We start from the raw sequence: 26,018 nt of genomic DNA, 5'->3' as shown, positions 1-26,018 counted from the left end.
GATACGGGTAACGGCACCGATGGACCGTCGAAGGACCACGGGACGTGTCATCGCCGTGATCACGACGGTGGCTGCCTGTTCGGGATAAGGGATGACGGGAACATATGACCGACGTTGGGGATGCTGGTACCGCGCTCCATCCTGTTTGCCGGTCTGTACGCTCACCTGTAGTTCAGACGGTCCATGGTGCGCATGTCGGCGGCACAACGTGAGGCTGGACTATCGAGAATGGGCCGGTCCGTGTTTCTCAGCCGGTAACCAGGTTGAGCGTCTGGGCGGCGGGGCCGATCTTGACGTTGCGGCCCCAGTCGAAGGCGAGGAAATCCTGTTCGATGCCGTCGGCGAAGATCACGCCGCCATCGTTCATTCGCGAGGTTACGCCGAGCGGCGCGGTCGCAAGCTTGCCGGCGCGCAGACTCGTCCCGGTGGCGATGCTGGGAAACGGCTCGCGCACGAAGAACGCGACGGCGCGTTCCTGCGGATCGAGCGATAGCGCTTCGTGCGTCGCTTCCATGATAGACCGTGCCCAACCGGTCGCGCCGGTCCCCGAGGCAACGATCAGCCCGCTCGACGAATGGTCCTCGGCCCGGTCATCGCAAGCGATGTGATAGCGCGCGGACTGGTGACTGTGATGGCCGACGAATACCTCGTTGAGTGCGAGCAGGCGTTCGCCGCTGTCAAGCTGCGCCTCGACCATCGTCCGCCGCTCGGTCGGCGCCGCGCCCGCGACGCTCGCCGGGAGCAGCCCGCCCAGGCGGGCAAGCGGCACGCGCACCAATACGCCGTCATACAGGTCTGGCGCGGGGTTGAGCCCCAGCACCGGCTGGCCGTCGAGGTATTTCGCGACGTTGGCGACGAGCCCATCCTGGCCGACGACGACGATCACGTCCTCGGGACCGAACAGGAACCGGTCGAGGTCGGCGCGCCTGACCTCGGCCTGCCGCCAATCGCCCGGCACCGCGGCGCGCCCGGCGCGGAGCGTGGCATGCAACTGGCGGTGACGATCCTCCAGCATGTCGATGTCCTGCCCGCGCGTCTCTAGGAAGAACCTGGCCTGCCCGCGCGTGGCGTGGCGCGCGAGCAGCAGCTCGTAATCGGTCTCGCGGGTGACGAAGACCGCGCGTGGGGCATTGCTCGACATGCGATCAGCCTCGCGGCAGCGCAGGCGCGTCGCGGCGGAACTCGCCAAGCACCGTGGCCAGCAGGTCGGGCGTGATGTTGAGATGCTCAATCGTATCGAGCTTGCCCGCCAGCTCGCGCGCGGCCAGGCCCAGCATCACCGACGGCGGCAGGTCGCGGTAGATCGTCATCCGCGCCTGCTCGGTCTCGGCCTTGGCGCTCTCGACCGTGCGGATCCGCTCCGCCTCGGCGGCGGCTTCGATCTGCTGTGCCTCGGCATGGCCGGTGGCGCGGTTGCGGGCATTCTCCGCCTCCTGCGTGATCAGCAGCATTTCGCGCCGGGCAAGCTCGGTCTTGTTGCCGAGTTCGTTTTCGGCGATCGCACGCTCCTTCTCCACCGCCAACGCGCGCCGCTCGAAGGTCGCTTGGTCGGCCTTTTGCTGCAACCCCTCGAAGGTTGGTGTCTGGAGTGCGCGCTCCAGTTCGCTGGAGGGCGCGAGATTGGTGAGCCGCACCGCCGTCACCGCGATACCGATCTCACCGAGCGCGGGATCCCCGGCCAGGATCGCCTCGAGCTGATGACGCAGCGGCTCGGGGCCGCCGTCGAGCAGTGCGCGTACCGGGGCCTGCGCCAGATATTGCAGCGCCGCCTGATTGACGAGGCCGGCAAGCCGCGTCTCGATGCGCTGGATCGGCTCGCTCTTGTAGGCGCCGGTGACGAGGCCGAGGCTGAAGTCGACGCGGGCGGCGAGCAGCTCGGGATCGACGACGTGCCAGGTCAGCGTGCCCTGGATCGCGACCGTCTGGAAATCCTGGCTGCGGCCTTTGACGAACAGCGCCATCTCGCGGTCGTCCATCGGCAGCTCGGCGATGCTGGCGGTCTCGGGGCGGAACCAGAAGACCAGCCCGCGCCCGCTCTGCCGGACCTTGCCGCTGCGATAGCGGATGACGTGGTTGCTGGCGTCGCTGCGTAGTTGCGCAATTAAGCCGATGTTCTTGATCGATGCCATGATCGTTCTCCTTGTGCTGTCTGGTCAGGCGCCGGTGCGGTGGCGATAGAGTTCGGCGGGGCGGAAGGACGCGCCGCTTTCGCGCTCGCCGGTCGGCTCCAGCCAGCCGCGGTCGAGCATGCGACGGCGAAACGCCGGCTTGTTGAGCTTCGTCCCCAGGATGGCCTCATGCACGTCCTGAAGGGCGCGCAAGGTGAAGCGCTCGGGCAGCAGCGCGAACGCCACGCCGGAATAATCGAGCTTGCCGCGCAGCCGCAGCATCGCCAGCCCGAGCATGTCGGCATGGTCGAACGCGAGCGGCAGCGTTTCGCCGTCAGTCGAGCACGCCTCCACCGGTCCGCCGACTTCGCCACGCCATGGTACGATCAGCTCGGCCAGCGCCAGTTCCGGTTCTGCCTTCAGGGCAGCGGCGAAGTCCGGCGACGGGAGCAACGCGAAATAGGCGACGCTGATGATCCGGGTTCGGGGATCGCGATTCACTGCGCCGAACGTGTAGAGCTGTTCGACATACGCATCCTTCATCCGTGCCTTGTCGGCGAGCAGGCGGCGCGCGGCATCGTCGAGGCTCTCGTCGATCGCCACGAAGCCACCGGGTAGCGCCCATCGGCCGAGGTGCGGATGGTCCTCACGCCGCACCAATAGCGCAGCAGGCGCGCCGTCGATCACGCTCATCAGAACGAGGTCGACCGCAACCGATGGCCGTTCATAGGCCGAGGGATCATAGCCTTGCAGGAATTCATGCTCGCTCATGCCACACCCATATATTCAGGATGCACCTTACTAAGACGCAAGGCGGATATATGTCAACCCCGCATTAGGTGGGGCGGTGCCTCTACGGATTGCTATCGCCTGTTTGCGTCGCGACACTGCGCCTCCAGAGCACCCAAGCCATTGCGGCGAGCAGTGCCGTCGCTGCCAAGAGAACACTCCACAGCAGGGTCTGGCGCCGGACTGCGGCCTCATCGCTCACCGGTGCAAGCCGCAGCACCGTCTGTGCAGCGGTGGCCGTGGCTGACGGTACGGTGTCGCCGGACGCCTGGCTCATGATGGCTTCGGCCGGCAGGTAGATATCTGGCGCATTCGCTCGGCCGCTTGTCAGGATGTAGGGCGGCTTGCCGGCGGAAAGGAACAGGATCGCGCGCGGCGAAAATCCCAACCTGATGGCGGGCGGAGCGGTGAAGCCGGGGGATCGCGGATCTGCTTCAATCCGTACCGTGCGATACCGTCGCCCGTCCAGCGCGATACCCGGGGGCGAGGTTGGCCCGGCGCCTGCGCGTACGGCCGTCCCGGATCCGATGGGCGTCCAGGGCTGTTCACGGTCGTCGCGACCAAAGACGTGCACGGGCAGGATCATGTCGTTGCCGGTCGGGACGATCTGGATCGTGTCGAACGCATTTGCGGAGGGCCATTCGAATTCGACCGCGTGGGCGTCGGTCAGCGCTGGCAGCGACGCAGCGATCGACACGCTGGTCGCGGCGGCCGGATGCATGACCAGCGCCGCCTTTCGTATCGATACCGGCGATAGCAGCCGCGACGCTGCGCGCCATGTGATGCGGAGATAGTCGTCGTCCAGCACTGCGCCGCCAAGCTTCAGCGGACCCACGGCGTTGCCAGCGGTTCGGTAAACGACCGCTGTGCCAAGCGGTCGCCAATCCTTGAGATCGGCGCTCGCTTCGACGGTGAAGGTCACCGGCTGCGCGCGCGGCACGTCTGCGTCGAGCATCAGCATGTCTGCACGTCCCGCCACTGCGCGGGTGTCGAGCAGCACGCCGAGTGTGATCGCCTCCGCAGGGCGACCTGATAGCTTGCCGTCGATTTGTGCGACGCGGGCGGTGCCGGCGCCGTCGAGGCGGAGGGAAACGCCGGTTACTGTCAGCGCATCGGCGGCGCCGAGAATCGGAAGCGCGGGCACGTCGTAACGCTTCGCGAGGCCCGCGGCGGACGCGATGCGGGCGATCGGCATCGGCCGGCCGGTGGCATCGAAGACCCTGACATCGGACAGGTTCGCGGTCCTCGATGCGGCGAGCACCGCGGCGGGCATCGCCAGTCGCTGCACGGTCGAACCGGGCGCGATGACGATCGGCACGTGGCGCGCATAGGCCCGTGGATCGTCGTCGGAGCCAGCCGGGGCCGCGGCGATAAGTACACCCGTCGCCAGTGCAAGGCCGGCACGCCTAAGGACGCTCCTCATGCCACGACCCTGTCGTCGATAGGCGTCGCCTTGGGCGGCAGCGGCGCGAGATAGCCGACGACCAGCATCAGGACGCCGACCACGATGAACGTGATGATCCTTGCACCGCCGCCCGCGGCGTTCAGATCGACGAGCAGCAACTTGATCACGGTCAGCGCAAGCAGTCCGGCGCCCACCAGCCACAGGCTGCGCTGTGCCCGGCGGGACGCCAGCACCATCAACGCCAGTGCGAGCGACGTCCACAGGATCGCCAGCCCGGTCTGTACGACCACGCTGTCGAGCAGCGCATCGCCGCTCCACGAGATCCCGAGCATCTGATGCGTGAACCGCAGCCAGACCGTGTTGACCATGACGAAGGCCAGCCCTGCCAGCGCGGCAAGCATCCCGGTGTCGCGCAAAGCGGCGGATCCCGGCGGCATCGGCACCGCCGCCACAATGGTACGCCGCCACAGCTCGAGCGCGGCGAGCGACAACCCCAGCGTCAGATCGACCGGGTTGAGCAGCGGCAGATAGGGCAGGGGCGCCGCATTGCCCGACGAGATCACCGCCGTCAGCAGTGCGCCGAGATAGACCAGCGCCGCGATCGGGACCGCCGCGTACCAGCCATAGGCCTGAGCATGCCGATCAAGCGGCCACCGCCGCCCGCCCATCGCATCGTCCTGCGCCGCCGCGGTGTGCAGCGTGCGACCCGCCCACATCGTCAGCGCCACCAGCACCGCCACGGTGGCGAAGAGCAGCGTGACTTGCGCCCAGGCGGTGTTCCACAGCCGCGCGGTCTCGATCGCCAACCACAGGCCGTCCGCGAGCATCGCGGTCGCAAACCACACCCCGCCGACATGGATGACGCCGAGCACTGCGCGCAACTCGGTCGCCGTCTGATCCTGGTCGTTGCGGTACAGCATCCGCAGGTGCAGCAGGATCGCGGCGGTCCACAGCAAGCCGTCGGGCATCTGCAGGACATGGTGGCCTTGGCCGGCCGTGACGATGAACGTCAGCACCAACGCCATCAGACTGGTGTAGCTGGGCCGGGTTGCGACCGGCCAGCGCCAGCGCCGCCCGGCATACTGCGCCGCCCATGCGCTGCCGACAAAGGCGAGCAGCATCAGCAGCGGTTGCAGTCCGGGATCGAACGCCGGCGCGATTCGCAGACCGGCGGCGCGCGGCGGGGTCATGCGCGTGATGTCGGCGAACCATGCCAGGAACCAGAAGAAGAAGCCGAACACGAACGCCGGTGCCGCCATCGTCGTCTCGTATCGCGCATAGGCGTTTGCCCACCGCGACCGGCTGTGCGGCAGTGGTTCGCGCAGCCACCACGCGGTCGCCAGCCCGGCCAGCGCGATCAGCATCGCGCCGATGAAGCCTGGATTGGCGAGCGGGATGGCGGAGACGGTGTCGGACAGCCCGCCAAGGTAGATCAGCGCCGCCACGAGTAAGAGCAGGATCCCGAACAGCCGCGGCATCCAGCGCGCCTGTCGCAGGCCGACCCAGAATGCACCTGCACCTTCGAGCGCCCAAGCGGCGGACGTCCAGCGTGCGCCGAGCGCCAGCGGCACCGCCAGCGTGACGAAACCGATGCCGATCGCCAGCATCGTCTCGTTCATCACGCGGAACGTCTCGCGACGATACCGCATCGTCCAGGCTGCCACGCCCAGGTACAGCGCCGCAAAGCCGATCGCGGCGAACGCGCTGCCGAAGGGGCGATCGTGGACCAACCCGACCTCCAGCCCGAAGCCCGCCAGCGCCGGTCCAAAGAGCAAGGTGGTATCGACCATATTGCCGAGCCGCCCCGGCGTCGCCCGAGCATAGAGAACCGCGGTTGCGACGTAGATCAGCACCGATGCGATCAGGAAGCCCTGCGCGGCGACGAAGTCGGTCGGCTGGTAGCGTGTCGTGCCCCACAGCGTCGCCACGCCGAATGTGGCGAAAAAGCCGAGCAGGTTGAGGACGCGCCACGCCTGTCGCTGGGCGATGACCAGGATCGCTAGATTGAGAATGGTATAATAGACGAACACCACGGCGATGCTGCCACCACCGCCCGCGAGCAACAGCGGCACCGCAAAGCCCCCCGCGAACGCGGTGACCGCGAGCGCTTGCGACCGCTGCAACAGCGCCAGCGTGCAACCGAGCGCGCAAACCACGATCATCAGCACGAACGCGGCCATGATCGGAAACAGGGCATACAGCTTTGCTGCGGCGAACAGGGCCAGATAGATCGTTGCGATCCCGCCGCCTTGCAGCGCCAGGCCGAAGCCGGGGCGTCTCTCTCGCGTACGGAAGCCGACCGCGAGCAGGGCGATGCCGACTGCGACGACCAACGCCAGACGCAGCTCGATCGGGAACAGTCCGGCCGACGCCGCATAGCGCGCGAGGAACGATAGCCCGACGAACAGGATGATCAGGCCGACGCGAACGATCGTGTTGCCACCGAATAGCCAGTTTTTCGCTGCGGTCATGACAGGCGTTATGATCGCTCCGACAACGCTCGGTTCTGCCGGCCCTGCGGGTGTTGCAAACGCCGGATTGCGCCGCAAGGTCGCGCCGATCGGGGAGGGTGGCGGCGTCGCCCAGGGGCTGGGTGTGGGTTCATCGGCGGCGGCGCGCGCTGTCGATGACAGGCCGACGTCGGTTACGGGTGGCGCCGGTGCCGCCGATCGTCCCCTCTCGGATGGGCCGCGTGCGGTCAGGCTGTCGATCTGGTCCTGCAGTGCGCGCGTCGCTCGCGCCACTTCTGTACGGACGCTGTGTCGTAATCCGACGCCGACGACGAGGCCGATCAGCCCCCCGATCACGAGTCCGTACGTTTCAAGATCGGCGAAGAGCCAGCCGATCAACGCGCCGACAATCCCTGCCCAGACGATCATTCCTACGCGTCCCCCTGCGGCATTCCCGCCAAGCTTGGCGTGTACATGGCGCACCTAAACCGACGGGTCGAGGGCGATCGCGCATTGGCGACAGATGCTGTGTGGATCACATCTTTGCAAACTTGCGTAGTCCAAGGATTGGCTATCGCGCCTCAAGCCGGCGATGTGGTGCCCGCAGCGTCAGGACAGGGGCGAGCGAATTAGGCATTTTAGCTTTACTTCAGAAAGATTTGCCGAGCGACTGCCGATGCGTTCGATCGATAATGGATCGAAGTCAAAGATCTGGCCCCGCAGTGGGTGCGAAGTCCAGTCTCATATATCCGGAGGACCGTATCTGATAGCAACGCTGCGCTCGTCGCTAGCCGCTATTTCTGCGTTCGTCGCGAGGGTGAATGCGGTCATCACCGGGTTTCGTCTGGACTAGCGCGTCCTGATCCGTATCCTGTCAGGGGGGAGAGCGGGCATGCGATTTGCTAGACTGTGGGCGGCGCTCGCGATCGTTGTTGCACCGGTTGCCGCGTTCGGTGGCGGTAAGCCGCATGTGACGCTGGCCACGCCCAACCTATCGGATGGCGCGATCGCCCGGTTTACCGTGCGGTTCAGCGATGCGATCGTACCGTTAGGTGATCCGCGTGCCGCTTCGCCGCTCAAGGTCGAATGCGCGGTGCCGGGCGAGGGGCGCTGGGCCGATCCGCAGACCTATGTCTGGGAGTTCGCGCAACCCTTGCCCGGTGGTACGCGCTGCACGCTGGCGACGCGCGATGGCCTCAAGAGCGCTGCGGGCTACGCGGTCGATGCGGACAGTTTCACCGTCGATGCAGGCGGCCCCGTCGCGCGCGCCGTGATGCCGGGCTATGGCGATATCGAGGAGGACCAGGTCTTCCTCGTCGCGGCGAACATGCCGGCGACGCGGATGTCGATCGCCGCGAACGCCTATTGCGCGGTCGACGGGATCGGCGAGAAGATCGCGGTCGACGTTCTCGCGCCCGATCTTCCGGCCAAGCTGCTGGCAGGAATGGGCGATGCCTATCAGGTCGGTAATTTCCTCGACAGCGCAGGGCTGCCCAAGACGCTGCCCAGCGATCCGGCGTTGCGCCAGCGCGCGCTCGCCGGCGTCACCGCGCTGAAATGCCGTCGACCGTTGCCACCGGGCCGTGACATGGTGCTGGTCTGGGGCGCGAACATCGCTAGCGCCAGCGGCAAGCTGGCCGGCGCGGACCAGCGGTTCGATTTCACCGTTCGCAAACCCTTCACCGCGCGGTTCGAATGTTCGCGCGTCAACACCGCCGCAGGATGCAGCCCGGTCGAGAAGGCCTATCTCCGCTTTTCGGCACCGATCCCGATGAGTGCCGCGACCGCGATCCGCCTTACGCTGGCGGATGGCAAGACGATCGCACCGGTCTTTGCCGACGACGACAAGCGCCGCGCGACGATCGAACAGGTGACCTTCGCCGCGCCGTTACCCGCAGCCACGCGCGCCACGCTGTCGGTGCCAGCCGAACTCAAGGACGAGACCGGCCGTATCCTTGCGAACCGCGAGCGCTTTCCGCTCCAGGTGAAGTTCGACGAGGCGCCGCCGCTGGTGAAATTCGCGGCCGACTTCGGGATACTCGAGGCCAAGCAGGGCGGCGTGCTGCCGGTTACCGTCCGCAACGTCGAGCCGTCGTTGCAGGGGCAGACCGCGGGTATCGGTGGCCAGCGGTTGCGCGTCGCCGGCACCGATGGCGAGATCGCCGCGTGGCTGCGCCGCGTCGAGGATGCCGGCAAGACCGACATCCAGACGATCGAGCGCAAGGGTGCGGAGCCGATCCAGATCAACCACACCGGCGAGAAGCCGATATTGTTCGGGAGCGGAGACAGTGGGGCGGGCGACCCTTTCAAGCTGGACCTACCAGGCAAGGGCAAGGATTTCGAAGTCGTCGGCCTGCCGCTGGGCAAGCCCGGCTTCTACGTCGTCGAACTCGCGAGCCCGACGCTCGGTCGCGCACTGCTCGGGCGCAACGTGCCGCGCTACGTCGCCAGCGCCGCGCTGGTTACCGATCTCGCGGTTCATTTCGAATGGGGCCGCGATCGTTCTCTCGCCTGGGTCACGCGGCTGTCGACCGGCAAACCGGTGGCGAACGCGGTGGTGCAGGTCAGCGACAGCTGCACCGGCAAGCCACTCGCGCGCGGTGCGACCGACAAGACCGGCGGCCTGATGGTCGCACGCGGCCTGCCCGAGCCGGAGACCTATGGCAGTTGCAAAGGCGAGGGCGGGGCGCATCCGTTGATGATCTCGGCGCGCAGCGGCGACGATTTCAGCTTTACCCTGACCGACTGGGGCGAGGGCATCCGCCCCTATGACTTCGACCTGCCGTACGGCTATTCGGCGGCGACCGACATGATCCACACCGTGTTCGATCGCGCGCTGGTTCGCCAGGGCGAGACGATCCACATGAAGCACATCCTGCGCCGCCCCGACGCGCGCGGCTTTTCGCTGGCGCCGGGCTTCACCGGCACGCTCAGGCTGTCGCATCGCGGATCCGACACGCAGTTCGAGATGCCCGTGACGATCGGCGCGAACGGCACCGGCGAGACGGTCTGGACCGCCTCCAAGGGCGCGCCGATGGGCGATTACGACCTCGTCTTCGTGGTCGGCGATACCACCACCGAATCCGCCCAGTCGTTCAAGGTCGACGAATACCGCCTGCCGACGATGCGCGCGAGCGTGACCGGGCCGAAGACTGCGCTGGTCAAACCGCGCACGGCGCAACTCGATCTGTTCGCCGGGTATCTGTCGGGCGGCGGCGCAGCGAACCTGCCGGTCAACGTCCGCATCGGTTGGTTCGCGCATAGCGCCACGCCGACCGGCTACGACGCATACAGCTTCGGCGGCGATGCGATCGCGGAAGGCGTCAAGCCGCTCGACGGCGAGGGGGAGGATGCCAAGACGCCTCTGCCGCCGACCCAGATGCTGCCGGCGACGCTCGGCACCGACGGCACGCGCCGGATGACCGTCGACATGCCGCAGACGCTGCCCGGCACCGCGGACATGCAGATCGAGATGGACTATCGCGACGCGAACGGTGAGACGCTGACCGCGTCGAAATCGATCCCGGTCTATGCCGCGGGCGTCCAGCTTGGCGTCGCGGCCGACGGCTGGATGATGCGCGCGGACGATCTGCGTCTGCGCTTCGTCGCGCTTGATACCGATGGCAAGCCGATCAAGGGGCAAAAGCTGTCGGTCGCGTTCTACAGTCGCCAGATCCTGACCGCGCGGCGGCGGTTGATCGGCGGGTTCTACGCCTATGACAACCGGATGCGGACGACCAAGCTGTCCGCGTCGTGCAGCGCCACGACCGACGCGCAGGGGCTTGCGCAGTGCAAGGCGGACCCCGGCGTCTCGGGAGAGATCTATGCGGTGGCCACGTCCACCGATGCCGACGGCAATGTCGCGCGCTCGGTCAAATCAGTGTGGCTCGCGGGCGACGACGATTGGTGGTTCGGCGGCGACAATGGTGACCGGATGGACGTCGTCCCCGAAAAGCTCGCTTATGCATCGGGCGAGACCGCACGGTTCCAGGTGCGGATGCCGTTCCGCGCGGCGACCGCACTGGTCAGCGTCGAGCGCGAGGGGGTGTTGTCGAGTTTCGTCACGGAATTGTCGGGCAAGGACCCGGTGATCGAGGTGCCGATGGACGCGGCCTATGCGCCCGACGTCTATGTCTCGGTGCTGGTCGTGCGCGGCCGTGTCGAGAGCGGGTTCTGGAGCTGGGTGCACCGTATCGCGCGGACGCTCGGCCTGTCGGACACGCCCGAGGAGGCGCAGGAACCGACTGCGTTGGTCGATCTCGCCAAGCCCGCCTATCGCCTCGGCATCGCCAAGGTGAAGGTCGGCTGGGAAGGCCATACGCTCGGCGTCGCGGTCAAGGCGGACCGCGAACGTTATGCGCCGCGGGGTACCGCCAACGTCCTCGTCCAGGTGAAGAAGCCGGACGGCAGCCCGGCGCGCGAGGCCGATGTCGCGTTCGCGGCGGTCGACAAGGCGTTGCTCCAGCTCGCGCCGAACGACAGCTGGAACATCCTCGAGGCGATGATGGGCGATCGTCCGTTGTCGGTGCTGACCGCGACCGCGCAGATGCAAGTCGTCGGCAAACGCCATTATGGACGCAAGGCACTCGAAGCAGGCGGCGGCGGTGGTGGCGGCGACCTGTCGGGGCTCAACCGCGAAAACTTCCAGCCGGTGCTGCTGTGGAAGGGGCATGTGCCGCTCGACGCGCAAGGGCGCGCGCGCATCGCAGTGCCGTTGTCGGATGCACTGTCGTCGTTCCAGCTCGTCGCGATCGCCACCGATGGCGCGCAGGCGTTCGGCACCGGCAGCACCGATATCCGCACCGCGCAGGATCTGTCGCTCTATGCGGGTCTGCCGCCACTGGTCCGATCGGGCGATTTCTACGGGGCGCGGTTCACGCTGCGCAACGGATCGGACCGCCCGATGACGGTGACCGCGAGCGTCGACGTCGTCCCGCGGATCGCGCAGGGCAAGCCGCTGACCGTCACCATTCCAGCGGGCGGCGCCGCACCGGTCGCCTGGAACCTCACCGCGCCCGCCGGGATCGACACGCTGCGCTGGCGGGTCAGCGCGAAAAGCGACGATGGCCGTGCCGCCGATCAACTGACGGTCACGCAAGACGTCATTTCGGCGGTGCCGACCGAGATCTGGGCGGCGACGCTCGCGCATGTCGGCGACGATACGATGATCCCGATCGCACCGCCGGCCGGCGCGTTGCCGGGACGGGGCAGCGTCGACATCCGCCTCGCCGATACGCTGGCGCCGTCGCTCGCGGGCGTGCGCGATTACATGGCGCGCTATCCGTTCAACTGTTTCGAACAGCGGCTGTCGCGGATCATCGTGCTGGGCGACATGGCGGGCTGGACGGGGTTGGCAGGCGAAATTCCGACCTATCAGGCGCCCGACGGATTGCTGCGCTATTTCCCGGGTGACAGCCTGCAGGGGTCGGAGGCGCTTACCGCCTATGTCCTGTCCATCGCGGGGGCGGCAAACCTGTCGCTGCCGCCGGTGCAGCGCGCGCGGATGATCGAGGCGATGAAGGCGGTGCTCGATGGACGGCTGCGTCGCGAGGATTATGGCGATGTCCGCCTGACCAAGATCGCGGCGCTGTCGGCACTGGCGCGGCAGGGTGAGGCGACGTCGGCGATGTTCGGCCAGATCGGGATGACGCCCGCCGACATGCCGACCGCGAGCCTGGCCGATTATATTGCGGCGCTCGATGCGATCCCCGGCACCTCGACCGAAGCGAAGGCGCAGGCCGAGGCGGTGTTGCGGACCCGGCTGGTGTTCGAGGGCACCCGGCTGGATCTGTCGGATTCGGCCAACGCGTCCTGGTGGCTGATGTCGTCGCCGGACGAGGCCGCGAACAAGGTCACCGCCGCGGTGCTCGGCCGGCCCGGCTGGCAGGACGATGCGCCGCGGCTGATGGTCGGCACGGCGCTGCGCCAGTCGCGCGGGCATTGGGACACGACGACCGCCAATGCGTGGGGGGCGATCGCCGCGCGTCGCTTTGCGCAGCTCTATCCGGCGCAGGCCGTCACCGGTGCGACGATGCTGTCCTATGGCGGGCGCAGCATCGCGCGCGGCTGGCCCTTGGCGGAGGCGGCACGGTCGACGGCGTTCCCGCTCGCGGCGGCGGGGCCGCTGCGGCTGGCGCAGGCGGGCGGCGCGGGGCCATGGGCGACCGTATCCGTCTCGGCGGCGGTGCCGCTCAAGCAACCGCTGTTCGCCGGGTATCGCCTGACGCGGAAGGTCGAGGTCGTGCAGGCGCGCAACAAAGCGCGGCTGACGACAGGCGACGTGCTGCGCGTGACGCTGACGGTCGAGGCGAGCGCCGAGCGGAACTGGGTTGCGATCAGCGATCCCGTGCCCGCGGGTGCGACGGTGATCGGCGATCTCGGCGGGCAATCGCAACTGCTCCAGCAGGGCGGCGACAGTGAAGGGGGCGAAAGTGAAGGCGGCGGGCCGAGCTATGTCGAGCGCGGGCGCGATACGTGGCGCGCCTATTTCGCATGGCTGCCCAAGGGCACCGCCACCGTGTCGTACACGCTGCGGTTGAACGGCGCCGGTCGGTTCCAGATGCCGCCGAGCCGGGTCGAGGCAATGTATTCGCCGGCGATCCATGCGGCGGTGCCGAATCAGACGATGGTCGTCGCGGATCGATGACGCAGCGCGCGGCGCTCGCCGGATTGCTGGTGCTGATCCTCGTGGCGGTCGGGTGCGACTGGGCGACGTTCCCGCCGCCCCTGCCGGGCTATGCGCAGGTCCGCGCGGCGTGGAAACCGTCCGAGGCGTGGTTGTACGATCGTCACGGCGTGCTGATCGACAGCGCGCGCGTCAATTTCGCGGCAAGGCGCTTGGCGTGGGTGCCGCTCGGCCAGATCGCGCCGGTAGTGCCCGCCACCGTGGTCGCGGCAGAGGACGCGCGGTTTCGTAGCCATGGCGGGGTGGATTGGCTCGCAGTGCTCGGGTCGCTCCGGTCGCGCGCGAAAGGGGAGCGCGGCAGGGGCGCGAGCACGCTGTCGATGCAGGTCGCCGCGTTCCTGTCGCCGACGCTCGCCATGCCCGGCGCGCGGGGCTGGCGCGACAAGCTGCGCCAGATGCGCGCGGCGCAAGCGCTGGAGATGACCTGGAGCAAGGACCAGATCCTCGAGACGTATCTCAACCTCGCGCCGTTCCGCGGCGAGGCGCAGGGGATCGGCGCGGCGGCACTGTCGCTGTTCGGCAAGACCCCGGCGGCGCTGGCGCGCGACGACTCGCTGCTGCTGACCGCTTTACTTCCCGATCCGCAGGCGTCCGCGGACCGGATCGCCGCGCGGGCGTGCAGGATCGGCGGCGAGGGCGATTGCGCGCGGTTTGCCAGCGAGGCGGCGTCGATGCTCGGACCGGCGCGGACGTTGGCGCTCGATCCCGGTCTCGCGCCGCATCTCGCCGATCGGCTGCTCACCAAGCCGGGGCTGCGGATCACGACGACGCTCGATGCCGCGATCCAGCGCCGTGTCGCCGCCGCGCTGCGTCGCCAGCTCCAGGGGCTAGGCGGGTCGCGCGCGCGCGACGGCGCGGCGGTAGTGATCGACAATGCGACCGGCGACGTGCTTGCCTATGTCGGCGGGATCGGCGGCGCATCGACGGCGCCGGCGGTTGATGCCGCGAACGCGTATCGCCAGGCGGGATCGACGCTGAAGCCGTTCCTCTACGCGCAGGCGATCGAGCGCGGCTATCTGACGCCGGCCTCAGTGCTCGACGACTCGCCGGTCCAACTCGACACCGCATCGGGGCTGTACGTTCCACAGAATTACGATCGCGGGTTCAAGGGGCGTGTGTCGGTGCGCAGCGCGCTGGCGGGATCGCTCAACGTGCCCGCGGTGCGGACGCTGCTGCTCGTGGGGGTTGAGCCGTTTCGCGACCGGTTATGGGATACGGGGTATCGGGGCCTGGTCGAGGATGACGACTATTATGGGTTCAGCCTCGCGCTCGGATCGGCCGAAGTGACGCTGCTCGAACAGGCCGACGCGTACCGATCGCTCGCCAATGGCGGACGCTGGTCGCCGCTACGACTGACGGTCGATGCCCCGCGCAGCACCGCCCGCCGGGTCACGACGCCGGCGGCAGCCTGGATCGTCGCCGACATGATGGCCGATCCCAACGCGCGGGCGGCCACGTTCGGGCTGGATTCGGCGCTCAGGTTGCCGTTCTGGACCGCGGTGAAGACGGGCACGTCGAAAGGCATGCGCGACAATTGGTGCGTTGGCTTCTCGCAGCGCTACACGGTCGCCGTCTGGGTCGGCAACGTCGAGGGCGATCCGATGCGCGCGGTTTCGGGTACGAGCGGCGCGGCGCCGGTCTGGCGCGACGTCATGCTCGCGCTCGATCGCGACGAAGACGCAGGCCCGTCGATGCCGGCCGGCGTCGAGCGCCGACGCATCGCCTTTGCCGACGCGATCGAGCAGCCGCGGCTCGAATATTTCCTGCGCGGCACCGGTCAGTCGCTGATCGCCGCGGCGCCCGCCACTGCGCGCCGTGCGCGGATCGTCAATCCCGCTTCGGGTAGCGTCTATGCGATCGACCCCGATATCCCCGCCGGCCGTCAGCGTCTGGCGATCGAGACGACCGGCGATGTCCGCGCCCACCACGTCTTCCTCGACGATCGCGACCTCGGCCCCGCCGCCCAGCAATTGCTGTTCTTTGCCCCGCCGGGCCGCCACCGGTTGCGACTTGTCGACGCCGCCGGTCGTGCCGCCGATCAGGTCATCGTCACGATCCGGTAAAGTTTCGTCTGGCCAGCGACGCTGCGCCCGCTGCACGCGTTGCCGCAGACCGCGCTCACTGCCGACATCTGCCGGTGATGCGCGACCGGCGGTGATGTTGACGCCAGCCGATCCCACATCAGCGTGATCGACATCGAGGTGCTGACCCGGCATCACATCGCGGTCCAGCGGGCAATCGCACAGGCTTGATGCCCCTGTGCTCCTCAAAAATTCTTGAAGTCAGGCCGGCTGCAGGAATGGATATGTCGAGCACCAATCCGACGAGATGGAAACGGCGGTGGCGCGCATAGTTAAGCGCCTGAGGGACCGGCGCTGGCCTGCTATCCGCCATGACCGCTGCCCGGTCGTGTCGCTAGTCTTCGTCGCCTACGCGGCGATCCGACATATACGCGCTTTGGCCGATACGTGCCGAGCCTAAGCGATCACCCGGCGCGCCTCGATGCCCATTGCATATTCCGTGTCGCGTTGGGCCTGATGAATCAGCGCACGCGTGGCATCGCGTGCGCCGATCGCATCGCTATTGGCGATCGCCTCGAATAACGCGCGGTGTTCCGGCAACGGGTCGCGCGGGTGTTTTTCATGTCGATATTTGAAGAACGTCGTCCAGCGGACTGCGGCGGCGATGCTTGCGGACAGGCTGACCAGAAGTTCGTTCTCGGTTGCTTGCAGGATCAGGGCATGGAACTCGTAGTCGGCCGAACGGCCCGTCTCGCTCGACAGTCCGTGCTGTGCCATCGTTTCGAGGGCGTGGCCCATTCCCGACAATTGCCGCGCGGTGCGGCCGGCCGCTGCAAGTTCCGCCGCGGCAGGCTCGACGATCAGGCGCAATTGAAACAGGCTGCGTACGAACGGGAGCGGCGGCTCGCCATCGAACATCCAGCCAAGCATCTCCGGATCCAGCAGATTCCAATCATGCCGCTCACGGACTTTCGTGCCGATTTTTGGCCGACTTTCGACCAGTCCTTTGGCGGAGAGCATACGCAGCGCTTCTCGGATGACGCTGCGCGACACGCCGAAACTTCCGGCTAGATCGATTTCGCCCGGCAACAGGCTTCCCGGCTGATGCCGACCCGTGACGATCGCAACGCCGATGCTCTGTGCCAGCTTAACATGCGCCGGACGACCTCGTTTCCCAGCAGTCATCACGTCTCCAAATTTAACGAGACTTACGCAGAGCCAATGGTGCGACGCAAGCGCGAGACGAGTCCGAAAACGCGCCCGACACACTTGCACATTAAAAATCGGTTGCTATTGTCGGACAAGACATGGAGAAAATCCATGAAATGTGGGGAGGAGAGTGGCATTGCGCCAACCGTCGATCTTGGCTGGCGTGGCCGCGACCGCGCTGCAGAACACCGGCTCCGCGTTGGCTGGGGCGGTGAGACTGCAAGCCATACATATCGAGCCGAAGCGAACCGATTGGCAGAATTCTGCAGGCTTTTGGCGCGGCAAACCGCGCGCGACTGGAACCCTGCTTACATCCGGCCGCGGCAAAACGCCGACACAGTCGACGTATGCGGGATGTAGGCATCGATCGTGGGCAGGCGCGCGCATCTTGCAGGCGAGAGATCGATCGTGATGAACATGCTTGCCTTCTCCTATGACGATCTCGGCCGTTACTCGCCGGGCGGGCGGAAATCGACGAGGGGCGTGCCGCATGGACGTCGCACGCTATTGGCTGGCTGCGAGCAACCGGCGGTCGACGGCAACTCCCCATGCAGCGCGTTCAGCGATCCGCTTGCGAAATCCCGGACAATGTCGTCGCTTGGGCCGATATCTGGGCCAACGCCTAGGTATCTCGCCCTTCACCTCACCCCGCTTACCGGCGAGCAAACCACCCTCGACAAGGCGCGCCCGGCGCGCGCATCGGAGACTGAATGATGCGAATGATGTTCACCGCGATTGCGCTCGTGCTTTCCAGTCCTGCACTGGCCCAGCAGGCGCCTCCCGTCGACGGGGCACCGGCGGCGGTCACGGTGCACGGCGACAAGCCTGCGCCGAAATTCGACAAGCGGATCTTCGGTCAGTTCGCAGAACATCTCGGTACAGGCGTCTATGGCGGCATCTGGGTCGGCAAGGGCAGCCGTATTCCCAACGTCAACGGCTACCGCACCGACGTTCTCGACGCGTTGAAGGCGATCCGCACGCCGGTGATCCGGTGGCCGGGCGGGTGCTTCGCCGATGAATATCACTGGCGTGAAGGCATCGGTGCCCCCGCCAAGCGCAGGGTCAAGATCAACACGAACTGGGGTGGCGTGACCGAGGACAATGCGGTCGGTACGCACGAGTTCATGAACTATTCCGAGATGGTTGGTGCCGAACCGTACGTGTCGGGCAATGTCGGCAACGGCACGCCGAGCGAAATGGCGGAGTGGGTCGAGTACATGACCTCCCCGACCGGCTCCAGCCTGGCCAAGGAACGCGCGGCCAATGGCCGAAAGGCACCGTGGAAGCTGCCGATGTTCGGTATCGGCAACGAGCTTTGGGGCTGCGGTGGCAATATGCGACCGGAATATGCGGCCGATGTCACCAGGCGGTATTCGACGTTCGTCAAGATGCCCGAGGGCCAGCGTGTGATGAAGATCGCCAGCGGTGCCAATGCGGATGATTATAACTGGACCGATGTGATGATGCGCGATGCCGGCGCGCACTTCGACGGCATCGGTGTTCATTACTACACAATTCCGTACGACTGGGCGAAAAAGGGTGCAGCGACCGGCTTCGACGAGGATCAGTGGGCGCGGACGCTCGCCAAGACCGTCAAGATGGATGATTACATTACCGAACATGCCAAGCGCATGGACAAGTATGATCCGGGCAAGCGCGTCGCGTTGCTCGTCGACGAATGGGGCACTTGGTACGATCAGGAACCGGGCAGCCATCCTGGCTTCCTCTACCAGCAGAACTCGCTCCGCGATGCGCTGGTGACCAGCCTCAACTTCGACATCTTCGCCCGCCACACCGACCGCCTGCGCGGCGCGAACATCGCGCAGATGGTCAATGTGCTGCAGGCGATGTTGCTGACCGACGGCAACCGGATGGTGCGCACGCCGACCTATTGGGTCTTCGACATGTACAAGGACTATCAGGACGGCGTCGTCCTGCCGGTCGACGTGCAGTCGCGCTGGTACAACAAGAACCAGTGGACGCTGAAGGCGGTCAGCGCGAGTGCGGTGCGCGGCGTCGATGGCGCGGTGCACATGGGCCTGACCAACGTCGATCCCAACCAGCCTGCGACGGTATCGGTGAAGCTCGATGGCGTGACGGGGGCCGGTATCACGGGCCGCATCCTGACCGCGTCGGCGATCGACGCACACAACACGTTCGATGCCCCCGATGTCGTCAAGCCTGCGGCATTCACCGGTGCGACACTGGCGAACGGAACGCTGACGGTGACGCTGCCGCCCAAGTCGGTCGTGATGCTCGACATCCGATGATGCCGGCGACGATGCAGGCTCGTGGTTCGGTTCGTCCCGGCAGGGTCCGTGCGTTGGTGATGCACCTGTCGAAGGCCGTCATGACCTGCGGCTTGGCGACCGTGGTCGTGATGGGCGCTGCAGCAACGGATGCAGCGCCCCCGGCCGCCCAGAAAACGGGCAATCGGCAGCTGACCATCGTCCCGCGCCTGGGGGCGGCGCGCGGGGCAGCCGCAGTCGGAAAGCGATCCGCGTATCTGCTCGTCTATTTCAAAGACGATACGCATTCGATCTATTTCGCCACATCGCGCGACGGGCTTGCCTTCACCGACGTGAACGGAGGTCGACCGATACTCGCGGGGCGGTCGATCGCCGATCAGAAGGGGGTTCGCGATCCTCATATCACGCGCGGGCCCGACGGCGCCTTCTACATGGCGATGACCGACCTGCACATATTCGGGAAACGGGAGGGCCTGCGGACGACCGAGTGGGAACGTCCCGAAAAGGAGTATGGCTGGGGCAACAACCGCAACCTCCTGCTGATGAAGAGCGTCGACCTGCTCCACTGGACGCTGGCGAAGGTCGACGTGTCGCGGCTGTTCCCGGCGTACAAAAACGCGGGCAACGCCTGGGCACCGGAGATGATCTACGACCCGACTACCCGCCGCATGATGGTCTATTTCACCACGCGGATCGGCAACGGGCCCAATTTCATGGTCGCGTCCCAGGCTGATGACGCCTTCACGACGCTGACAACGGTCCCAAAAAAGGTCCTGGAATATCCGCGATCGGAGGTGAACACGATCGACGCCGATATCACTCTCGTCGGTGGCAAGTACCGGATGTTCTACGTCGCGCACGAAAAGCCCGGCAGCATCCGTCAGGCGGTATCGGGTCGGGTCGATCGCGGTTATGTTTACGACCCCCGCAAGATCGATCCGGAGACGGTGGCCGCCGAAGCCCCCAACCTCTGGCGCAGATACGGCACGAATACGTGGGTGCTGATGTACGACGTCTTCGGGGTGACACCCAACAATATGGGGTTTGCGGAGACAACCGACTTCGTCACGTTCCGCAACATCGGTCGGTTCAACGATCCCGGGTCGCCGATGAAGGCGACGAACTTCGCCCAGCCCAAGCACGGCGCGGTGATGGCGGTCACCCCGGAGGAAGTGAAGCGTCTCGAACGTTATTTCGGCGGACGTCGATGACACGGCCGGGCCGTAAGACGTCGGCAGCGAAGATCGGAACGGCGACGATTGACTGGCGTTCGAGCGCCATATCCTGCCTCGTCGTCGCGGCGTTCTCGCTCGTGAGCGCGACACCAGTGCCGCCGTCGCTGAACGATCGGCTATCCGGTGACATCGTGCCGGCGCATGATCCCGTGCTGATCCGAGAGGGCGACAGCTATTATTCCTATTCGACGGGACAAAATGGTCGGTTGCCGATCCTCGCGCGCACGTCGCGCGATCTCGTCACCTGGCGCGCGCTGCCGGGACCGATCGCGGCGATCCCGGACTGGGCGCTCGCGGCGGTGCCGGGCGCAAAGGATATCTGGGCGCCCGATATTGCCTACGCCAACGGACGGTATCGGCTGTATTATTCGGTTTCGACCTTCGGCAAGCAGCGGTCGGTGATCGGACTGCTGACAAGCCCGACGCTCGATCCGGCCAAGCCCGGCTATGGCTGGCGCGACGATGGGCTGGTGATCGCGTCGAAGGACGGCGACGACTATAACGCGATCGACCCGAATTTCGCGCGCGACCGGCAGGGTGGGCAATGGCTCGCCATGGGCAGTTATTGGACCGGCCTGAAGCTCGCCAGGCTCGATCCCGCGACCGGCAAGCTTGCCGTGCCGGGGGCGCCGCTCATCCCGATCGCGCGCCGTGCGCCCGGACCCAATACCGCGATCGAAGCGTCGTTCATCGTCGATCATGGCGGCTGGTACTGGCTTGTCGCGTCGTTCGACCATTGCTGCCGGGGTGCCAAGAGCGACTACCACCTCGTCATCGGCCGATCGCGTGCGATCACCGGGCCCTATGTCGACCGCGCCGGCGTCGCGATGCGCGACGGCGGCGGGACGGTTCTGCTGCAGGCCGATGCGGCCGGCAAGGATCGCTTTCGCGGCCCCGGCCACGCCGGCTTCCTGCACGACCGCGATGGTCGCGATTACCTGATCTACCATGCCTATGATCGCGACAGGCACGGCGCAGCCACCCTTCGTCTGGCGCGGATGCGCTGGTCGCGGGACGGATGGCCGGCGCTCGACAACTGAAAGACGATGCCGATGAATATCCTGACCCGCCGCAGCTTCGTCGCCGGCGCCGCTATCGCCGGACTCGCGCACCCGCTGCTGGCGCGGCGGCCTCGCGACGGAGCGATCGTCAACCCGCTGATCCGCCAGCGCGCCGATGCGCAGATCGCGCTTCAGGCCGACGGGCTCTACACGTTTACGGCGTCAGTGCCCGCCTATGACCGCGTCATCCTCCGGCGGGCGACGACCATCGCGGGGCTTGCCGATGCGCCGGAGACGGTGCTGTGGCGTCGGCCTGCATCCGGCAAGATGGCCGGCCACATCTGGGCGCCCGAGATCCACCAGATCGACGGTCGCTGGTATGTGTATGTCGCGGCGGGTGACGGCGACGATGTGTTCCGCATCCGCACCTATGTCCTGCAATGCGACGGGAACGACCCGGTGACGGGATCCTGGTCGGTGCTAGGTGAGCTTCAGACGCCGTGGGATACATTCACGCTCGATTCGACCACCTTCGTCAACCGCGGGACACGGTATCTCTGCTGGGCGCAGAAGGAGCCGGGGATCGACACGAACTCCAATCTCTATCTGGCGCCGCTGGCGACGCCCACGACGCTCGCTACCAAGCCTACCCGCTTGACGGTGCCGACGCTGCCCTGGGAAATCCAGGGTTTCAAGGTCGCCGAAGGCCCTGCACCGCTGATCCGCAACGGCCGCGTGTTCATGACCTATTCGGCGAGCGCGACCGACTCGCGATATTGCCTCGGGATGCTGACGGCCCGCGACGATGCCGATCTCCTGGATCCAGCCAGCTGGACCAAATCCCAGACACCGGTCTTCAAGACGTCACCCGAACGGCGGATCTACGGGCCTGGTCACAACAGCTTCACCGTGGATACGCGGGGGAATGATCTCCTGGTCTTCCACGCGCGCGATTACGACGCGATTACCGGCGATCCCCTATACGACCCAAACCGGCATACGCGTGTCCAGCGCTTCCGCTATCGCGCCGACGGCACCCCCGATTTTGGAGTGCCGGTCGGGAACGGGCCGCTATCGATCTGACGGCGTAGCGACTTCGGCGGTGGGACGCACCGCCTGTTTCGCCAGGATCGCAGGGTCGCTTGCCAAGGCGTGGAGATAGGCGTGACGCTCGGGCGAGCCCAGGCGTAATCGACCCAATCTCCCGCTTTGGTCACTGGTGAGCGTGAACCGGTGATAGCCGAGGCGTGTGAGACACAGTTCGGTCGCGGTCAGCATCACGCCCTGCGCCTCAGCCAGCTTCTTGGCAGGGCTTAGCCGTCGCGCCATCAGCGCCTGTTCCAGTGCCGGATCGCTGCCGGCGATCGATGCGTTGAGATTGCGTTCGGTAAATTGCTCGGCGGCGACGATAGCCTGCGTCGCAGGCTCCTTGGAGATGTCGGCATTGGCACCGAGCTTGCCGCACTCGACCGCGTCGGCCCGGTACTGCACGAGTGAAACGCCGGCCCGGCCCCAACTGATCACTGCCGCGTCTGCCGAAGCCGGTATGGCGACCGCAACAATGCTGAAAACCCAACGCCTGATCGTCATCGAAGACATGTGCCGTCATCCTTAGAAACCGCGGCGAATCTCACCAGGTCCTCGTAGGGGGTGAGCTCGCAGGGATTTGACCCACAATTGAAATAGCGCAAATTCCGGGTTTCAATAAGAGTGTCTATCGACATTCGTTGGGAATGCCTTGACCTGTTTCCCTAAGTCAGACAAATGGGATCAACGGTGAGTTCCACGGTAACAGCTGGGCCGCTTGCATTGGGAGAGGGGAAAATGATGAAGCGCTTCGCATTGTTTGTTTCGGCAGCACCATTCGCATTGATGACCACGGCGGCGTGGGGGCAGGCTGCGACGGTTGCGGAGCAGCAGCAGGCAGCCGCTCCGGACGCATCACTCGAAGAGCAGGCCCCCGTTGCGCAGGAACGCGCGACGAATGCAGCAAAGGGCAAGAGCCCCGGCACCGAAGCAACCCAAAATCTGCCCGTGGCTGACGATGTCGCGCAACCTGTCGATACTGGCCCGACCGCGTCGACGGACGATATCGTCGTCACCGGCTATCGCGCCAGCCTCGGCAGCGCGCAGGCGATCAAGCGAAACTCCGACGCGATTCTCGATGCCGTCGTTGCGCAGGATATCGGCAAGCTGCCCGACAATACCGCGGCCGAGTCGATCGCTCGTATCACTGGTGTCCAGGTCAATCGGTCCAGTGACGAAGTAAGCCAGGTGATCGTGCGCGGCCTTCCCGACGTCGCGACGACCTTCAACGGCCGTGACATCTTTACCGCTGAGGGACGGCGCTCGGCGCTGCAGGATTTCCCTGCCGGCGCCCTGGCCGGTCTCGAGGTTTACAAGTCGGGCACCGCCGACCTGCTCGAGCCGGGTCTTGCCGGCTTGATCAACGTGCGCTCGCGCCGCCCATTCGATTTCACCGAGAAGTTCGTCGTCGCGGGCGGGATCCGCGGGACCTATAACGACCAGAGCAAAAAATACGATCCATTGGGCAACATCCTGGTCAGCGCGCGTACGGACACCGGGATCGGCGAAGTCGGCGTGCTGATCAACGGGTCCTACGCCCAGTCGCAGTACCGGAACGCCGTGCGCTTCGCGAGCGGCTTTGTTCCGACGACGATACCCGACAACGTCACGGTGAGCCCGAATTCGGTCGGACGTGCCTTTCGCATTCCGGAACGGATCGGTGTCTATAACGATAGCGGAAAACGCTGGCGTCCCGCGGTCAATGCCAGCGCACAGTGGAAACCGGCGTCGAACCTCGAATTCTACTATGACTTCCTGTATCAGGGGTATCGCGGTCGCGGTGCCAACGACGAGTTTGAAGCGTCGCTTCTCAACAACAGCGCCGTGTTGTCGAACGTCGTCCTGCGCGAAGGGAAGTCGGACCAGGTCCAGACGCTGACCAAGACGGGCGGCGAACGCGGACAGGCATATCGCAGTACCAACAACAACAATACCGACACCTACCAGACGGCGGGCGGGTTCAAGTGGAATATCGGCCGCGCGCATATCTCGAGTGATCTCGCTTATACCCGCAGCCGTTACACCTCGAACGAATATAGCTTCGACATGGCGCAGACCACCGCGCCGACGATGGACGTGAATTTCTTCGTCGACGGCGGCACCGCGTTCAGCCTTCCCGGTTATGACCGCGACAATCCCGCCAATTACAAATGGCGCGGCTATTTCGAGAGCGTGTATCGGGTGAAGGGTGCCGGCTGGCAGTGGCGTGGCGACGTCGACCTCGACACCGACGTCTCCTTGTTCCCCAAGCTGCAATTCGGCGCACGATTCACGGATCGCGACGCGTCGCTCAAGCGTGGCAACCGGTATGCCTATACCGAGAACCTGAACATCCCGCTGGCCGACACGCCCGCGGGTGCGCTCGAACTCACGCAGGATGCGTTTCGCGGAAACACGCAAGGCTGGACGAGCTGGCTGATGCCGACCCGCGCCGGAATCGAAGGCAATGCCGCTGCACTGCGCCAGTTCTCGCTCGCCCAGCTTCAGAAGCTCGTCGCAGCCAATCCGAACGACGGCGGATATCGCGACGCCCTTCGCCTGTTCTCGACCGCGAACGTCCAGCTCGATCCGTTACAGGCGTTCCTTGCGAAAGAGCAGACTTACGCCTTCTACGGCCAGGCCAAATATGAATTTGATATCGGCTCGGTCGGGGTGGACGGTCTGCTCGGCGTCCGCGTCGTCAACACCGTCGGCAAGTATAGCGGCCAGGGGACGGTACCCGTCGTGGTCAATGGCGTCATTCAAACCGATGCCAACGGCAGTGTCGTCACGGCGACCCAGCCGATCACGACCAATGCCAATTATGTCGACATCCTGCCGAACGCCAGTTTGCGCATTCGTCCAAACGACAAGCTGCAAATCCGTTTCGCATTCACCGAAACGCGCACCAAGCCGGAATTCGGCGCGCTCAATCCCGCAGTGACGTTGACACCCAACGTCTCGCCGACCGTGAACGCGGATGGTACGCCGGTCACGATCCTCAGCGATCCGCGGTTTGCCGCGAATCTTCAGGGTCGCCCGAACTATTATGGCAATGGCGGCAATCCGAACCTCGCTCCGCTCACATCGACAAACTATGATGCGACGATCGAATATTACTTCTCCAAGAATGCTTCGCTGACCGCATCCTTCTTCTATCGCGACCTCTTCGGCTTCCTGTCGGGATACACCCAGCGTTTTCAGGATCCGCTCTATGGCTTGATCGAGGTGAACGCCCAGGCCAATGCCGGGGCCGGCAAGATCAAGGGCGTCGAAGTCGGCGGGCAGACGTTCCTGGATTTCCTACCGGGACTGTTCAGCGGCTTCGGCGTGCAGGGAAATGTGACCTATCTCGACGGGAGTCAGCGATTCCCGGTAGATTTTAGCCCTGCGAACACGTCGCCGCCGTTTGTCGGCATTCCGGGGCTGTCGAAGTGGAGCTACAACGCGGCGCTATTCTACGAGAAGGACACGATATCGACCCGGTTGTCGTATAACGGCCGGTCGCGATACCTGAACGGCAACCAGATCGTCGATGGCGTGTATTTTGGCGAAGGTACGGAAAACGTGACCCGCCTCGACTTCTCGTTCAACTACACGCCCATAAAGGCCATCACCCTGACGTTCGATGCGGCCAATATCCTCGCGAAGCCGTTTCGGAATTACGCACAATATGGCGATGACCGGTCCTACCCCCGCGATGTACGTGACGAAGGACGGTATTTAGGCGTAGGCGCACGGTTCCGCCTCTAGCCCGCCTGATGCGGCGGATGGTGGAATACCATCCGCCGAGATGCGGTC

General features: G+C 65.8%; 14 protein-coding genes and 1 pseudogene. 8 read left to right on the top strand and 7 right to left on the bottom strand.

Annotation, left to right across the window (positions count from 1 at the left end; genetic code table 11):
- Positions 1-247: 247 nt before the first annotated feature.
- The 5 genes from ASE88_RS01375 to ASE88_RS01355 form a co-directional block, all read right to left on the bottom strand.
- The gene (locus ASE88_RS01375) at positions 248-1,141 is read right to left on the bottom strand and encodes an NAD(+)/NADH kinase (RefSeq protein ID WP_056474951.1); all 894 of its coding nucleotides are present in this window, start codon (positions 1,139-1,141) and stop codon (positions 248-250) included.
- Between the two features lie 4 nt (positions 1,142-1,145).
- Complete coding sequence (locus ASE88_RS01370) at positions 1,146-2,129, bottom strand: SPFH domain-containing protein (RefSeq protein ID WP_055880329.1); 984 nt, start codon at positions 2,127-2,129, stop codon at positions 1,146-1,148.
- 24 nt (positions 2,130-2,153) lie between these two features.
- Entirely contained in the window at positions 2,154-2,879 is a 726-nt protein-coding gene (locus ASE88_RS01365) for an NUDIX hydrolase (RefSeq protein ID WP_056474481.1), read from the bottom strand.
- An 82-nt stretch (positions 2,880-2,961) separates the two neighbouring features.
- The gene (locus ASE88_RS01360; protein WP_082466036.1) at positions 2,962-4,320 is read right to left on the bottom strand and encodes a DUF3999 family protein; all 1,359 of its coding nucleotides are present in this window, start codon (positions 4,318-4,320) and stop codon (positions 2,962-2,964) included.
- Positions 4,317-7,181 carry a DUF2339 domain-containing protein gene (locus tag ASE88_RS01355; protein ID WP_056474474.1) on the bottom strand — a complete coding sequence of 955 codons (2,865 nt, stop codon included), beginning with the start codon at positions 7,179-7,181 and terminating at the stop codon, positions 4,317-4,319. Before ASE88_RS01355 ends, ASE88_RS01360 begins: the two co-directional genes overlap by 4 nt.
- Before the next feature lie 463 nt (positions 7,182-7,644).
- Between ASE88_RS01355 and ASE88_RS01350 the strand changes: the two genes are divergently transcribed.
- Both ASE88_RS01350 and pbpC read left to right on the top strand, forming a co-directional pair.
- Positions 7,645-13,398: an alpha-2-macroglobulin family protein gene (locus tag ASE88_RS01350; protein ID WP_056474470.1), complete on the top strand. Its 5,754-nt coding sequence runs from the start codon at positions 7,645-7,647 to the stop codon at positions 13,396-13,398.
- Positions 13,395-15,500, top strand: coding sequence for a penicillin-binding protein 1C (gene pbpC, locus ASE88_RS01345; RefSeq protein ID WP_056474468.1), 2,106 nt, complete (start codon positions 13,395-13,397; stop codon positions 15,498-15,500). Before ASE88_RS01350 ends, pbpC begins: the two co-directional genes overlap by 4 nt.
- A 414-nt stretch (positions 15,501-15,914) precedes the next feature.
- Here the strand turns inward: pbpC and ASE88_RS01340 are convergent, their stop codons facing one another.
- Positions 15,915-16,643: a FadR/GntR family transcriptional regulator gene (locus ASE88_RS01340; protein ID WP_055880626.1), complete on the bottom strand. Its 729-nt coding sequence runs from the start codon at positions 16,641-16,643 to the stop codon at positions 15,915-15,917.
- 432 nt (positions 16,644-17,075) lie between these two features.
- On the opposite strand from ASE88_RS01340, the gene ASE88_RS18590 reads away from it, so the two are divergent.
- From ASE88_RS18590 to ASE88_RS01320, 5 genes and pseudogenes are all read left to right on the top strand, one after another.
- Positions 17,076-17,381 carry a hypothetical protein gene (locus ASE88_RS18590; RefSeq protein ID WP_156348360.1) on the top strand — a complete coding sequence of 102 codons (306 nt, stop codon included), beginning with the start codon at positions 17,076-17,078 and terminating at the stop codon, positions 17,379-17,381.
- Positions 17,381-18,937 (top strand): alpha-L-arabinofuranosidase C-terminal domain-containing protein, encoded by a 1,557-nt coding sequence (locus tag ASE88_RS01335; RefSeq protein WP_082466088.1) that lies wholly within the window; start codon positions 17,381-17,383, stop codon positions 18,935-18,937. Before ASE88_RS18590 ends, ASE88_RS01335 begins: the two co-directional genes overlap by 1 nt.
- 80 nt (positions 18,938-19,017) lie before the next feature.
- Positions 19,018-20,127, top strand: a complete 1,110-nt coding sequence (locus ASE88_RS01330; RefSeq protein WP_055880630.1) for a glycoside hydrolase family 43 protein — start codon at positions 19,018-19,020, stop codon at positions 20,125-20,127.
- Between the two features lie 101 nt (positions 20,128-20,228).
- Positions 20,229-21,191 carry an arabinan endo-1,5-alpha-L-arabinosidase gene (locus ASE88_RS01325; protein ID WP_235527673.1) on the top strand — a complete coding sequence of 321 codons (963 nt, stop codon included), beginning with the start codon at positions 20,229-20,231 and terminating at the stop codon, positions 21,189-21,191.
- 12 nt (positions 21,192-21,203) lie between these two features.
- Positions 21,204-22,226, top strand: a pseudogene (locus ASE88_RS01320) (family 43 glycosylhydrolase); the annotation flags it as partial.
- Here ASE88_RS01320 and ASE88_RS01315 read toward each other — a convergent pair.
- Positions 22,224-22,751 (bottom strand): hypothetical protein, encoded by a 528-nt coding sequence (locus ASE88_RS01315; protein ID WP_156348362.1) that lies wholly within the window; start codon positions 22,749-22,751, stop codon positions 22,224-22,226. The pseudogene ASE88_RS01320 and the gene ASE88_RS01315 overlap by 3 nt on opposite strands.
- 225 nt (positions 22,752-22,976) lie before the next feature.
- Between ASE88_RS01315 and ASE88_RS01310 the strand changes: the two genes are divergently transcribed.
- Complete coding sequence (locus ASE88_RS01310) at positions 22,977-25,970, top strand: TonB-dependent receptor (protein WP_235527671.1); 2,994 nt, start codon at positions 22,977-22,979, stop codon at positions 25,968-25,970.
- Positions 25,971-26,018 lie beyond the last annotated feature (48 nt).

The organism is Sphingomonas sp. Leaf38 (genome assembly GCF_001421825.1).
Classification (GTDB): Bacteria; Pseudomonadota; Alphaproteobacteria; order Sphingomonadales; family Sphingomonadaceae; genus Sphingomonas.
The sequence above is the reverse complement of the archived record's forward strand: the minus strand, read 5'-3'. Positions and strand labels throughout refer to the sequence as shown.

What these genes read in the sequence shown, in the direction of transcription:
- pbpC (WP_056474468.1), top strand. Translation starts at nt 13,395, where the DNA reads ATGACGCAGCGCGCGGCGCTCGCCGGATTGCTGGTGCTGATCCTCGTG.
- ASE88_RS01330 (WP_055880630.1), top strand. Translation starts at nt 19,018, where the DNA reads ATGACCTGCGGCTTGGCGACCGTGGTCGTGATGGGCGCTGCAGCAACG.
- ASE88_RS01340 (WP_055880626.1), bottom strand. Translation starts at nt 16,643, where the DNA reads ATGACTGCTGGGAAACGAGGTCGTCCGGCGCATGTTAAGCTGGCACAG.
- ASE88_RS01365 (WP_056474481.1), bottom strand. Translation starts at nt 2,879, where the DNA reads ATGAGCGAGCATGAATTCCTGCAAGGCTATGATCCCTCGGCCTATGAA.
- ASE88_RS01335 (WP_082466088.1), top strand. Translation starts at nt 17,381, where the DNA reads ATGCGAATGATGTTCACCGCGATTGCGCTCGTGCTTTCCAGTCCTGCA.
- ASE88_RS01370 (WP_055880329.1), bottom strand. Translation starts at nt 2,129, where the DNA reads ATGGCATCGATCAAGAACATCGGCTTAATTGCGCAACTACGCAGCGAC.
- ASE88_RS01310 (WP_235527671.1), top strand. Translation starts at nt 22,977, where the DNA reads ATGATGAAGCGCTTCGCATTGTTTGTTTCGGCAGCACCATTCGCATTG.
- ASE88_RS01375 (WP_056474951.1), bottom strand. Translation starts at nt 1,141, where the DNA reads ATGTCGAGCAATGCCCCACGCGCGGTCTTCGTCACCCGCGAGACCGAT.
- ASE88_RS01315 (WP_156348362.1), bottom strand. Translation starts at nt 22,751, where the DNA reads ATGTCTTCGATGACGATCAGGCGTTGGGTTTTCAGCATTGTTGCGGTC.
- ASE88_RS01355 (WP_056474474.1), bottom strand. Translation starts at nt 7,181, where the DNA reads ATGATCGTCTGGGCAGGGATTGTCGGCGCGTTGATCGGCTGGCTCTTC.
- ASE88_RS01350 (WP_056474470.1), top strand. Translation starts at nt 7,645, where the DNA reads ATGCGATTTGCTAGACTGTGGGCGGCGCTCGCGATCGTTGTTGCACCG.
- ASE88_RS01360 (WP_082466036.1), bottom strand. Translation starts at nt 4,320, where the DNA reads ATGAGGAGCGTCCTTAGGCGTGCCGGCCTTGCACTGGCGACGGGTGTA.